The following is a 13,221-nucleotide window of genomic DNA, read 5'->3' on the forward strand; positions in this document are numbered from 1 at the left end:
AGACGAAGATTTATTTTATAAAGATAAATAGCAGAATATAGGCGGCATGCTACAATCACCGCTGGCATTATTAGGTTTATTAATAATGCGGCGGTTTTTTATATTGTTAATAATTAATTTTATGGAGTTAAAATCTAATTCTTTAATTAAGGATTCAGATTAATACTAAAATGAGCTCTGATAATCAGTGTTTACACAATTTTCGACATTCCCCTTCATTTGCTATTTTTACCATTACTACCAGTATTGCCGTTATCGGTATCGTCATTGGGCTAAGTATTCCAATGGTGGCATTGAGATTAAACAATTATGGTGTTAATGAGCTCACAATCGGTATCATTTCCGCGGCACCAGCTTTAGGGATGTTTTTAATTGCTCCTGTTGTACAACGTATTGTGCAATGGTCAGGCAAGCGCAAGGCGATGTTAATTGCCACCATTATTTCAGGTATTAGTTTATTACCGTTATTAAGCTCACTGCCTCTTTGGTTATTATTTCCTTTACGGCTGATAACCGGGCTTGCCAGTGGTGTCATGATTTGCTTAGGTGAAACATGGATTAATGAGCTATCACCTGAAAATAAGCGAGGGCGAATTTTAGCGATTTATACCACAGTATTTACGGTGAGCCAGTTACTTGGACCTTCTTTTATTGCTTATTATGGTGTAGAAGATAAATCCCCTTTGCTTATTTGTACCCTGATCCACCTGATTTCAGTTGTGTTATTTATCTTAATGGATCAAAAAGTGGGTGACCGTATCGCAGCCACAGCAGAAAAATCAAATTTTTCCATTATCCAATTTGTGAAAGTTGCACCGGGAATTTGTGGGGGGATTTTATTTTTCGCCTTTTTTGATGGCACAATTTTATCCATGTTCCCTATCTATGGAATGGGGATGGGGCACACTGAAGCGGTGGCTGCACTGATGATCAGCGCGATTTTAGCGGGTGATGCAATCATGCAACTGCCTTTTGGTTGGCTTGCCGACCATATGAATCGAGAGAAACTCTATCGAATTTGTGGTGTAGTAACATTGGCTGCCAGTATTTTACTGCCATTCACCATCACTCAGCCTTATTTAATCTGGGTATTATTGTTTGTGTTGGGTGCAACGGCAGGTGCAATTTATACCATTGCATTGGTGCAAATTGGCCAATATTTTAAAGCGAATGAGCTAATTATTGCGAATGCGGCAGCAGCGATGCTATGGGGGATTGGTAACCTATCCGGCCCTCTACTCGCTGGGGTGGCGACATCAATTTCACCGTCAGGCTTACCTATTTTACTGATTTTGTCCGCGGCTATTTTCTTGTGGTTTACCCGTGAGAAATACAGTGCTCAAGTTGCTGAGCAAACAACATATTAGCTTTTAGCGGGTGTGTGCACCCGCTCTAGTCTATTCTGTGATTTTATAAACCACTAAGTTTTCACGGTATTCATCTGGCCTATGGCTATGCCAAAACAGTGTCATACCTTGTGGGGCAGGCTGTACCTCTTTTGATAACACAATTAACCAGCGGCAGTGCTCCGGTTTTTCGAACCTATCTTGCCTTTGGTGCAAAACTTTTGTGTAGTAGTAAAGCATTGGTGCTTCAGATTCCCCAATGTTATCGGATGCCATGCAATCATTTGCTGTATATTGCCCTGCTAAATGTTGTTCTAAATCGACAAAGACCCCTTCGAAACCTTTTGTGTAATCAATCCAACCCAAAAATAACGTTAAGATCACGCCCCAAACGGTGCAGAGGCCAAGCACCCAGTTTTTCATCATTTGAAAAGCAGGGGAAAGGTTTGGAATGATTCGGTTACGTAAGAACCAAACGAGTGTAATAAATACCCCGCAGAAAAAAGTGATAGCGGAAAAAGGCATTTGGTAACTCATAGGAAGCCAGCGGCTAAACAGTGTTAAGTATTCTTGATGGTGGCCCGTTAGTACAATGAAATAGCTGACCCACAAAAACACGACCAATAATGACCAAAATACCGCACAGAAGCGCGAAACCCCATTTACGATTTTTTCAGGAATGGTCAACAGTACAGGTGTGCCAATAATGGCCATCGGTGCAATAAAAGGAAGAAGGTATAATGCTCGACCTGAGGCCGAAATTTGCAAAAATACGATACCTAAGAGTGGAAATAATACCAGTAAGTAGGTGTTGGTATTCATTAAGCGTTTGATTGGGTGGCGTAAGAAGTAGGCCACGGATAATAAACCTGATGGCAATGCAAACAATGAAACGGCTGCGGGAATTCGTGTTAAATTCGCTTTTGCACCTAGTTTTTCAACAGAAAAGCCAAAAAAACGCCCGACATTATTTTCCCAAAACCAAACTATAAATAAATCTGGGTGCTGCAAGTAAAGCAGAATTGGCCAAGGGAGAATAGCAAGAAGGGCGACTAAGCCAGCAGCAACACTGTAGAGCCAAAATTGTTTTGTACGACATTGGGCTAAAAATACAGGGGCTAACAATAGACAAATCCACAGAACACCAGGAATAAAGACGCCTTTTGAGAGCATCGTTACAATGGTGCCTACGCAAAGCCAAACAGCAGACGTTCCCATTTTTTGTTGTTGAATCAAGCCTAATAACCCATAAAGCCCGATAGTTGCACCTGCTATTAGGGCGACATCAGTAAACATATCATGGCTATGGCGGATGATCCCCGGCGCACAAGCATACAGTGCAAATGCAATCCAAATACGAGTATCAGTAAAATCTTTTGCGATAAAAAAGCGACGAGCCAAAAGAATAAAAAATGAAAAATTAACCACCGAAAAAAACAGACTGGCGGTTCGTGCAGCATCATAAAGGGGCATAAACCCTGAAAATAAATGGGATGTTAGTGTGGCAACCCAATAATACAGCGGAGGTTTTTCCATAAAAGGCTCACCCGCGTTGGTTGGGACGAGCCACTGCCCCGTTTCATACATGGTTTGAATAATACCAAAACTGTAATTTTCATCTTGTTTCCATGGGCTGTGGCTATAAATACCGGGGAGTAAATATAGGGCAAGAAAACCGATAAAAAGCAGTAAAACACCCCGTTGCAACGTGATGAATGGTGTATTTCTATTTGGCATATTCATTTAAGACTTTAATTCGTTGTGATAAAAATAAAATAGTAAACATGGTAAATAATAATTCAGTTTATATATTAAAAAATAATATTTACGGAGTAACAGATATATATATTCTGTTAAAAAAATATTATTTGATAACGCATGTTTAAACTATTTTACCATGAAATAATAATGAGTTAGCTAAACGTTTTGTAAGCAAATATTCAGTGATTGTACCAAAGAAAATAATCGCGTGGCCTAAACAAAGTCTATATGAAAATGAATTAGTTGTTTTTACCTGGTTTTATTTTTAATAAAGGGTGATAAATAATAAGCATAATTAACAGAACGCTCTTTATCAGTGGAGGCTTTATTCTATTTTTTGTGGTGGAAAATGGGGTGAATGTAGACAAAAAAACTAAAAACACTTGATCATTTACCTGCTTTCGAACGATAATTGCTCTCCTCACAATACGCCTTATTCTTATTTTTAAGCCAAACGATTGCGCCATTGTTTTGATTGGGTTTTTTTCTCAGTCAATTTAGCTTTTATAAAAACGTAATCGTTTACGTCAGCGGATGTATGATGAGCCAATAAGATGGGCATATAGACTTATTGGTTTTTAGAATGTCCGTTTACCATTAACAGCAGAGGTACACCATGTCAGGCCAACAGGCTTCATCCAACTGCAAATTGGATTCATTTTTTAAGATCACAGCTCGCGGCTCTTCTGTTCGCCGTGAAATCATCGCAGGGTTAACCACATTCTTAGCGATGGTTTACTCTGTTATTGTTGTGCCTGGTATGTTGGGGCAAGCTGGTTTCCCGCCTACTGCTGTGTTTATTGCGACTTGCTTAGTGGCAGGTTTCGGCTCGTTATTAATGGGTCTATGGGCAAATTTACCGATGGCCATTGGTTGTGCGATTTCACTCACCGCATTTACCGCTTTCAGCTTGGTATTAGGCCAGCAAATTAGTATCCCTGTTGCGTTAGGCGCAGTATTTCTCATGGGGTGCTTGTTTACCATTATTTCTGTAACAGGTATTCGTAGTTGGATTTTACGTAATATGCCAATGGGGATTGCTCATGGTACAGGGATTGGTATTGGTTTATTTTTATTATTAATCGCGGCAAATGGGGTCGGTTTAGTAATTAAAAATCCAAATGCAGGCCTACCGGTTGCTTTAGGTGAATTTACCTCCTTCCCTGTATTAATGTCTCTAGCAGGTCTTGCTGTTATTTTCGGATTGGAAAAACGCCGTGTACCAGGTGGCGTGTTATTAGTAATTATTGCGATTTCAATCATTGGTTTGATTTTCGACCCCGCGGTGAAATATCAAGGCCTATTTAAATTACCATCATTGGGTGATGATGGTCTTTCCTTGGTGTTCAACATGGATATCATGGGGGCGTTACAACCAATGGTATTACCAAGTTTATTGGCATTGGTAATGACCGCGGTATTTGATGCGACGGGTACTATCCGTGCAGTGGCTGGGCAAGCTAATCTATTAGACAAAGATGGCCAAATCATTGATGGTGGAAAAGCATTAACCGCTGACTCCGTAAGCAGCATTTTTGCAGGTGCAATTGGTGCTTCACCCGCGGCGGTTTATATTGAGTCCGCTGCCGGTACCGCCGCAGGTGGTCGAACAGGCTTAACCGCTGTTGTTGTCGGTGTTTTATTCTTGTTAATCCTATTCTTATCCCCATTGTCATACCTCGTACCAGCTTATGCGACAGCACCAGCACTGATGTACGTTGGTTTGTTAATGTTAAGTAACGTTTCAAAACTAGACTTTGATGACTTTGTTGATTCGATGTCTGGCCTGTTGTGTGCAGTGTTTATCGTCCTGACGTGCAATATCGTAACAGGTATTATGCTTGGCTTTGCTGCGTTAGTGATTGGCCGTATTTGCGCAGGTGAATGGCGTAAACTGAATATCGGAACTGTTGTGATTGCGGTACTTTTGGTGGCATTTTATGCTGCTGACTTAGCAATCTAAAGTTAATTCTATTTGCAAGGCGGGGGTTGTTACCGCCTTGTAACGCATTATTTCGATTAATCGCAATGTATAAATTTTTTTCCCATAGAACGGTAGCTAGGGATAGAATAGATATAGGGCGGTGAGTTAAGTGGATGGACTGTTTTTCCACTCGTAGCTGCTTGATTGTCATAATCGAGGTCTGGACGGTGCTATCTCTTACTATGCGGCGGCAGGCAATTTTGAGTTCTGGTCGTCAGGTTAATCAGTAAGGGCAACATGGAAATTTTCTTTACTATTCTTATTTTGATTTTAGCCGTCTCTGTTTCAGGGGTTGCTGCTAAAATTCTTCCTATCCATATTCCGCTTCCGCTTATTCAAATCGCTATTGGTGCGTTGTTGGCTTGGCCACAATTTGGCTTGCATGTCACGTTTGACCCTGAGCTGTTTATGGTTCTGTTGATCCCGCCTTTGCTGTTTGTTGATGGCTGGAAGACACCAACTCGTGAGTTTTTCCAAAATGGGCGAGAAATTTTTATTCTCGTACTGGTTTTGGTATTGGTTACCGTTATTGGTATCGGCTACCTAATTTATTGGTTAATGCCAGGTATTCCACTCATTGCCGCATTTGCCCTTGCTGCGGTACTCTCCCCAACGGATGCGGTTGCACTATCCTCCATTGTGGGGAAAGGGCGTATTCCTAAACGCATGATGAGTGTCCTTGAAGGTGAGGCATTGATGAATGATGCGTCTGGTCTGGTTGCGTTGAAATTTGCGGTTGCCATTGCAATGGGTACTATGGTGTTCAGTACGTCAGGGGTAACCATTGAATTCTTCAAAGTCGCTGTGGGGGGCTTGCTGGCAGGGATTGTTGTGACGTGGCTGTACAGTAAATCTTTACGGTTAATGAGTCGTTGGAGTGGCGATGATCCTGCAACGCAAATTGTCTTTATGTTATTACTGCCATTTGCCTCATACATGATTGCTGAGCACATTGGTTTTTCAGGTATTTTAGCCGCAGTTGCTGCAGGGATGACCATCACTAAATCTGGCGTGATCCGTAATGCACCACTGGCAATGCGCTTGCGTGCAGATAGCGTCTGGTCGATGTTAGAGTTTGTATTTAATGGCTTAGTTTTCATCATGTTAGGGCTACAGCTGCCGGGGATATGGCAAACCTCTGTCATCCAAGCGGATCTTGACCCAAGTGTTGAAACGTGGATGCTGTTTGCTGCTGTTGCCATTATTTATTTTGCTTTGTTACTACTGCGTTTTTGTTGGCTGTGGCTGATGAAAAGGTTTAGCCGCTTGTTCTTAAAGAAAAAACCGCTGCAATTTGCAAATTATACTGTGCGAGAGCTATGGCTGGCTTCTTTTGCGGGGGTGCGTGGGGCGATTACCTTAGCGGGTGTACTCTCTATACCGCTATTTTTAACGGATGGGTCACCGTTCCCCGCCCGATATCAGCTTGTGTTTATCGCCGCTGGGGTTATTTTGTTCTCCATTTTTGCGGGAGTGATCGCACTGCCGTTATTGCTACGTAATTTCAAAGTGGGTGACAAAGAAGCGGATGCTAGCGAAATTCGCATGGCGAAAGCAAAAATGGCCGAAGTAGCGATTGTCAGTTTGAATAAAATGGAGGAGCGTTTATCTGCGGATGTGGATGAAAAGCTCGACTCAGAAGATATCAGCGAGGTCGCTTCCCGTGTAACAGGTTACTTAAGGCGCCGTACGGCAGGGCAAGATGAAATTGAACATAACTTGCAAATTGAAGACCTTGAGCGGCGTTTTCGTCTGACGGCATTGCGTGCTGAACGTGGTGAACTTTATCACTTACGTGCGACGAAAAAAATCAGCAATGAAACCCTGCAATCTTTATTGGTCGATTTGGATTTATTAGAAGCCGTGCTGATCGAAAAAGAGCATTAAAACGAAAAACCGAGTATTCTACTCAACATTCTTTAGTTTGAGACAGAATACAGCATTATGTGGTTACTCGTTATCACGACGCTGCTTTGGGCGGCGTCTTTTAGTTTGATTGGTGAATATTTAGCAGGCCAAGTCGACAGCTGGTTTTCAGTGTTAGTCCGTGTTGGCCTTGCTTCACTGGTCTTTCTACCTTTCCTACGCTGGCGTCAATTTAGCGCTAAAGTGATTTCACTTTATATGTTAGTGGGCGCTTGCCAGCTTGGGATCATGTACCTATTTGTTTTCCATGCCTATCAATACCTAACGGTGGCGGAATTTTTGCTATTTACAGTATTAACGCCACTGTATGTCACGCTAATTTATGATTTATTAGAGCGTCAGCCACTGCGTAAAGGGTATTTATTTAGCTCTTTGCTGGCGGTGATTGGGGCAGCAATTATCCGCTATGACCATTTGAGTGAATCGTTCTGGTTAGGGCTCTTGTTCGTGCAGTTAGCGAATATCTTTTTTGCTATCGGGCAGGTGGGGTATAAGCGTTTAATGGAGGTACATCCCATTCCTCAACATCAGGCTTTCTCGTGGTTCTATCTGGGCGCAACCTTAGTGGCACTTATTGGCTGGTTGCTGTTTGGTAATAAATCCATGATGCCAACCACAAATCTCCAATGGGGAGTACTGCTGTGGCTTGGTGTTGCTGCATCGGGTATTGGCTATTTTATGTGGAACTATGGGGCGACAAAAGTGGATGCTGGAACCCTTGCTATCATGAATAACATGATGGTCCCAGCTGGCCTATTAGTGAATTTCGCCATTTGGCAGCAACATCCTAATTGGTTGAGTTTTACCATTGGATCGAGCCTAATAATTGCGTCTCTTTGGGTGCATAAGCGCTGGATACTTTCGCGGGTTTTACATACGAAAGGTTCTCCACAGCGTGATCCGTCGCGGTCTCGGTAAATGCCTCAATAGCTGGCTGGCGCTGTTCTCCTTCACGGCATGCAGCGTACAGTCGGCTCCACAAGCCACTTCCCAACGTTTTAGTCTTAATCAATCCTTGTTTTTCAAAGGAGTCGACTGCCCAATGGGGTAATGCGGCGATACCCATTTTGGCCGCGACCATTTGAATTAGAATCAGCGTGTTATCTACATTTTTTACGTTCGGTGAAACGCCTGCGGGTTGCAGAAAATGACGCCAAACATCAAAACGCTCCCGTTGCACAGGGTAGAGCAATAAGGTTTCATCCGCTAAATCGTGGGGGGCTATTTGCGGTTTTTTCGCAAGCGGGTGGTCACTTGCCACAATCAGTTTCACTTCATAATCGAACATTGGCGTGTAATGAATACCTTGGTCAGGCAGGATATCGGATGTCATCACAAGGTCAAGCTCTCTTGAAAGCAATTCAGGTTGTGGGTCGAAAGTTACACCTGATTTAAAATCGACACTCACTTGCGGCCAAGTCTGCCTAAACTGTTGTAGCGCAGGTGTTAGCCATTGAATACAACTGTGGCACTCGATTGCAATACGCAGTGCACAAACTCCCGGTTCATTACAGACACGAATGGCATCTTTGACCAATGGCAATACTTGCTGCGCTAATTGCAGTAACACTTCCCCTTGTGGCGTAAAACGTAATGGCTGGCTTTTTCGCACAAATAAGCGAAAGCCTAACCGGTGCTCTAAATCACTAAACTGATGTGACAGAGCCGATTGTGTTTGGTGCAAGTGTGTTGCTGTTGCCGCTAATGAACCGTATTGGCTGAGCGCTTGCAATGTTTTTAAATGTTTTAATTCGATCATGAGAAACCTTCACGGTGACAATGAAATATTTGCGCTTGTGCTTTATACAGTACCTGTTGATTATGGATGTGTAAACATCTAGACGGCTAAATATTTTAAGGGGTCAATATGTCTGTTATAAATCATACACTTGGTTTTCCACGCGTCGGTCTGAAAAGAGAGCTAAAACGAGCACAAGAAGATTATTGGGCAGGCAAGATTGACCAATCTGCACTTTTAGCGGTGGGTCATGAATTGCGTGTTCGTCATTGGGAACAGCAAAAAAATGCGGGTGTTGAACTATTACCCGTTGGGGATTTTGCTTGGTATGACCAAATTCTGACAACCAGTTTGTTATTAGGTAACGTACCACCACGCCATCAAAACGAAGATGGTTCTATTGATTTGGATACTTTATTTAGAGTTGCCCGTGGCCGTGCGCCAACAGGAACTCCCGCACCAGCAGGTGAAATGACAAAGTGGTTTAACACGAACTACCACTACATCGTGCCTGAGTTCCAAAAAGGGCAAAAATTCGCCCTATCTTGGAATCAATTATTTGATGAAGTTGACGAAGCACTTGCATTAGGGCACAAGGTTAAACCTGTCATTGTGGGGCCAATTACTTACCTATGGTTAGGAAAGGTCAAAGGTGAATCATTCGATCGCTTATCATTGCTGAATGAATTACTGCCTGTCTACCAACAAATATTGGCGCGCTTAGCTGAAAAAGGCATTGAGTGGGTGCAAATTGACGAACCTGCATTAGTGCTGGATTTACCGGTTGAGTGGCAACATGCCTACCAATCGACCTATCAAGCGCTATCTGGTCAAGCAAAGCTACTACTTACCACGTATTTTGATGGGATTAGCCATCATCTAGATATCATCAAACAGTTACCTGTACAGGGCTTACATATTGATGCTGTGGCGGGTTCAGATGATATTGAAAAACTGCACCAAGCGCTGCCTGCTGACTGGGTTTTATCGCTAGGCGTGATTAATGGTCGTAATGTATGGAAAGCCGATCTGGGTGAAAAATTTGCCCAAGTAAAACCACTGCTAGGCCAGCGTCCTGTATGGGTTGGAACCTCTTGTTCACTGCTGCATAGCCCAATTGATTTGAATGATGAAACGCGTTTAGATGCGGAAGTGAAAAGCTGGTTTGCGTTTGCATTACAAAAATGTGCGGAGCTTGCCCTGCTGAGTAAAGCACTTAATCAACCCACTGATGCCAACATTGCAACGTTAGAAACATACAGTGCTCCAATTCGTGCTCGTAAAACATCAACTCGAGTGAATAATGTTACTGTAGCACAACGTTTAGCGGCAATTCGTGAGGGGGATGCAGAACGTGCTAGCCCATATCCTCAACGTGCGCAGCTTCAGCGCGAACGTTTCAACTTACCGTTATGGCCAACGACTACGATCGGTTCTTTCCCACAAACCAGTGAAATTAGAACATTAAGGTTAGACTTCAAAAAAGGTAATGTGGATAAAAACAATTACCGTACAAATATCAGCGAGCACATCAAACAAGCGATTAAAGAACAAGAAATTTTGGATATCGATGTGTTGGTGCACGGTGAAGCTGAACGTAATGACATGGTGGAATATTTCGGTGAACACTTTGATGGCTATGTGTTTACGCAAAATGGCTGGGTACAAAGCTATGGCTCGCGTTGTGTGAAGCCCCCAGTGATTATCGGCGATATTAACCGCCCAGAGGCAATTACCGTTGAATGGGCGAAATATGCGCAATCGCTAACGGAAAAACCTGTCAAAGGCATGTTAACGGGTCCTGTCACCATCTTGTGTTGGTCATTCCCACGTGAAGATGTTAGCCGTGAAACCATTGCAAAACAAATCGCACTTGCGCTGCGTGATGAGGTGGATGATTTACAAAAAGCGGGTATTGGTATCATTCAAATTGATGAACCTGCGTTACGTGAAGGCTTACCTCTACGTAGGAATGAGTGGGCGGCATACTTAACATGGGCTGTCGATGCTTTTAAACTGAGTGCGGCAGTTGCCGAAGATGACACGCAAATTCATACCCACATGTGTTATTGCGAGTTCAATGACATCATGGATTCGATTGCAGCACTTGATGCAGACGTGATTACCATTGAAACATCTCGTTCAGATATGGATTTATTGGATGCATTTGAAGATTTTGATTACCCAAATGAAATTGGGCCGGGTGTGTACGATATTCACTCACCGAATGTGCCGAATGTAGAATGGATTGTTGCACTGCTCAGAAAAGCGGCAAAACGTGTTCCTGTTGAGCGTTTATGGGTCAACCCAGACTGTGGACTGAAAACTCGCGGTTGGACGGAAACGCGCCAAGCTTTAGCCAACATGGTTGAAGCTGCGAAACTGCTAAGAAATGAGCATACATCTTAAATACGGAATAAAAGGCAGGGAAATCTGCCTTTTGAGGTTGTTGACAAAGCAGGATAAAAGCGTGTTTTTTCCTGCTTTGTGTTATCAGCCGAAAATCAAAAAATTGATTTTCCTCGCCTATTTTCAAAACCTATCCAACCTGCGGCCAAACCTAATCGGTTTGTCAGCAGTCTGAAAAGGCAGGGAAAACCGCCTTTTGGCGTGTGCGGGTAGTTAACTTATTGACCAAATAATTTTGACTTCAACAGATTCATACCAATAGATGCTAGATCAAGGCTTTCAGGCAGTTCGCCATTCGGTGTTGCACTGTCAACCAGTTGAGGCAGGTATTTCGCCACTAAATCTGAGGTCGATTGTGTATCTAAGCCCACTGATTGCGCGAGTTCTTGGATATTAACGTTACCAAAAACTTGCATTAATTGGCTTCCATCAATCGGTAAGTTTGCTCCTTCGCTAATCCACGAAGTAATAATGCCACCTAAGCCTTGCTCGTTAAATTTATCAACGACACCAGAAAGGCCACCTTGATTTTCAATCCACTTAATAACAGATTGAAATTGTTGCATTTTGTCGCCAGCAACCATGCCTAACATTTGATCTAATAGCCCCATTTTTGACTCCTAGGTAACATGCCAATTGATGCTCTCATTCATAGTATGGAGCATTATTCGAAAAATTGTAGGTCGCTATTTTGATCAATTTATTTTTCAGGTCAATGAAAATGAACCATTGTGTATAACTAAATGTATAAAAACATAATTTAATGCTTTGAATGGACGCGATTAACACAAAAATTATAAGCTAACTTATCAGTAAGAGGGAAGATAAAGCTCCCTTTAATACATTTTCGATAATCGCGTACATTCATCTATACTGATTGCATCTTAGCCCGACTTAGGCTGTAAGGCGCATTTAATGTGATTAAAATCACATTTTATTGAAAATAAAATGATGATGTTTTCATTAAAAGAGATACTCATCACTAAATTAACCTGTGCTTATCGCTATATTAATAGCAGCTAATTAATTCAATGATGCCATTGTGTAAAGGAGTTTGATATGTCCGACGTTTTCCACTTAGGTTTAAAGAAAAGTGACTTACAGGGTGCAACCGTAGCGATTGTTCCTGGGGATCCTAACCGTGTTGAAAAAATTGCACGTCTGATGGATAACCCTGTACACCTTGCGTCATTACGTGAGTACACTTCTTGGCGGGGTGAGCTCGACGGTAAAGCCGTTATTATTTGCTCAACGGGCATTGGTGGTCCATCTACCTCTATCGCAGTTGAAGAGCTAGCTCAATTAGGGATCCGTACCTTCTTACGTATTGGTACAACAGGTGCAATACAAGAAGATATTAATGTGGGTGATGTATTAGTCACTACAGGTGCAGTACGTTTAGATGGTGCTAGCCAGCACTTTGCGCCACTTGAATACCCAGCAGTGGCTGATTTTGATTGTACTAATGCATTGTTTGCTGCGGCAAAAGATGCGGGCGCAACCGTTCATGTTGGTGTAACAGCTTCTTCTGATACTTTCTACCCAGGCCAAGAACGTTATGATACCTATACGGGTCGTGTTATGCGCCATTTCAGAGGCTCAATGAAAGAGTGGCAAGACATGGGCGTCATGAACTATGAAATGGAATCAGCAACGTTACTGACTATGTGCTCAAGCAGTAAAGGTTTACGTGCAGGTATGGTTGCAGGGGTGATTGTTAACCGTACACAACAAGAAATTCCAAATGAAACATTACTGAAGAAAACAGAAGGTAATGTGCTAAGTATTGTTGTTGAAGCAGCACGTCGCTTATCGTAGTCAATGATTTACTGGCTCGCCTATTTAAAAATTCACTCGGTTGTGGAAAGACAATAGGCGGGCTTAGTCTTGTTCTTAAGTTATTCACTCTAGATATAACCCCGTCAAATTTTTAACAATTTGTAATGAATTTCCAGAAAATATCCTGATCCTCTTAGGCACTAGATCTGTTATTGTCATAAAAACAATTATCAATATTATGTGCCCTTTAATCGTTTGGGTTGTATCTTTTTTATTCG

At 42.4% G+C, this 13,221-nt stretch carries 9 protein-coding genes; 6 read left to right on the forward strand and 3 right to left on the reverse strand.

What is annotated here, in order from left to right:
* Window positions 1-170: 170 nt before the first annotated feature.
* Window positions 171-1,367, forward strand: a complete 1,197-nt coding sequence (locus ABWP91_RS17045; RefSeq protein WP_353244231.1) for an MFS transporter — start codon at window positions 171-173, stop codon at window positions 1,365-1,367.
* A 30-nt stretch (window positions 1,368-1,397) separates the two neighbouring features.
* Here the strand turns inward: ABWP91_RS17045 and ABWP91_RS17050 are convergent, their stop codons facing one another.
* Window positions 1,398-3,083 carry an ArnT family glycosyltransferase gene (locus tag ABWP91_RS17050; protein ID WP_353244256.1) on the reverse strand — a complete coding sequence of 562 codons (1,686 nt, stop codon included), beginning with the start codon at window positions 3,081-3,083 and terminating at the stop codon, window positions 1,398-1,400.
* A 640-nt stretch (window positions 3,084-3,723) separates the two neighbouring features.
* Here ABWP91_RS17050 and ABWP91_RS17055 point away from each other — a divergent pair.
* The 3 genes from ABWP91_RS17055 (at window position 3,724) to ABWP91_RS17065 (ending at window position 7,935) form a co-directional block, all read left to right on the forward strand.
* A complete protein-coding gene (locus ABWP91_RS17055; protein WP_353244232.1) occupies window positions 3,724-5,070 on the forward strand; it encodes an NCS2 family permease in 1,347 nt (448 codons plus the stop codon).
* A gap of 258 nt (window positions 5,071-5,328) precedes the next feature.
* Window positions 5,329-6,978 (forward strand): Na+/H+ antiporter, encoded by a 1,650-nt coding sequence (locus ABWP91_RS17060; protein WP_353244233.1) that lies wholly within the window; start codon window positions 5,329-5,331, stop codon window positions 6,976-6,978.
* Between the two features lie 57 nt (window positions 6,979-7,035).
* Complete coding sequence (locus tag ABWP91_RS17065) at window positions 7,036-7,935, forward strand: carboxylate/amino acid/amine transporter (RefSeq protein ID WP_353244234.1); 900 nt, start codon at window positions 7,036-7,038, stop codon at window positions 7,933-7,935.
* Here the strand turns inward: ABWP91_RS17065 and metR are convergent.
* Window positions 7,820-8,776, reverse strand: coding sequence for an HTH-type transcriptional regulator MetR (gene metR, locus ABWP91_RS17070; protein WP_353244235.1), 957 nt, complete (start codon window positions 8,774-8,776; stop codon window positions 7,820-7,822). The genes ABWP91_RS17065 and metR overlap by 116 nt on opposite strands.
* A 108-nt stretch (window positions 8,777-8,884) precedes the next feature.
* Here metR and metE point away from each other — a divergent pair, with 108 nt between their 5' ends.
* Entirely contained in the window at window positions 8,885-11,164 is a 2,280-nt protein-coding gene (metE, locus tag ABWP91_RS17075) for a 5-methyltetrahydropteroyltriglutamate--homocysteine S-methyltransferase (RefSeq protein ID WP_353244236.1), read from the forward strand.
* A gap of 218 nt (window positions 11,165-11,382) precedes the next feature.
* Here the strand turns inward: metE and ABWP91_RS17080 are convergent, their stop codons facing one another.
* A complete protein-coding gene (locus ABWP91_RS17080; protein ID WP_353244237.1) occupies window positions 11,383-11,775 on the reverse strand; it encodes a YidB family protein in 393 nt (130 codons plus the stop codon).
* Window positions 11,776-12,223: 448 nt separating this feature from the next.
* Here ABWP91_RS17080 and udp point away from each other — a divergent pair, with 448 nt between their 5' ends.
* Window positions 12,224-12,982 carry a uridine phosphorylase gene (gene udp / locus ABWP91_RS17085; RefSeq protein WP_353244238.1) on the forward strand — a complete coding sequence of 253 codons (759 nt, stop codon included), beginning with the start codon at window positions 12,224-12,226 and terminating at the stop codon, window positions 12,980-12,982.
* Window positions 12,983-13,221 lie beyond the last annotated feature (239 nt).

Origin of the sequence: Providencia sp., assembly GCF_040396775.1 — a bacterium.
Lineage (GTDB): Bacteria > Pseudomonadota > Gammaproteobacteria > Enterobacterales > Enterobacteriaceae > Providencia.

What these genes read in the sequence shown, in the direction of transcription:
- ABWP91_RS17065 (WP_353244234.1), top strand. Translation starts at nt 7,036, where the DNA reads ATGTGGTTACTCGTTATCACGACGCTGCTTTGGGCGGCGTCTTTTAGT.
- metR (WP_353244235.1), bottom strand. Translation starts at nt 8,776, where the DNA reads ATGATCGAATTAAAACATTTAAAAACATTGCAAGCGCTCAGCCAATAC.
- udp (WP_353244238.1), top strand. Translation starts at nt 12,224, where the DNA reads ATGTCCGACGTTTTCCACTTAGGTTTAAAGAAAAGTGACTTACAGGGT.
- ABWP91_RS17050 (WP_353244256.1), bottom strand. Translation starts at nt 3,083, where the DNA reads ATGCCAAATAGAAATACACCATTCATCACGTTGCAACGGGGTGTTTTA.
- ABWP91_RS17060 (WP_353244233.1), top strand. Translation starts at nt 5,329, where the DNA reads ATGGAAATTTTCTTTACTATTCTTATTTTGATTTTAGCCGTCTCTGTT.
- ABWP91_RS17055 (WP_353244232.1), top strand. Translation starts at nt 3,724, where the DNA reads ATGTCAGGCCAACAGGCTTCATCCAACTGCAAATTGGATTCATTTTTT.
- ABWP91_RS17045 (WP_353244231.1), top strand. Translation starts at nt 171, where the DNA reads ATGAGCTCTGATAATCAGTGTTTACACAATTTTCGACATTCCCCTTCA.
- ABWP91_RS17080 (WP_353244237.1), bottom strand. Translation starts at nt 11,775, where the DNA reads ATGGGGCTATTAGATCAAATGTTAGGCATGGTTGCTGGCGACAAAATG.
- metE (WP_353244236.1), top strand. Translation starts at nt 8,885, where the DNA reads ATGTCTGTTATAAATCATACACTTGGTTTTCCACGCGTCGGTCTGAAA.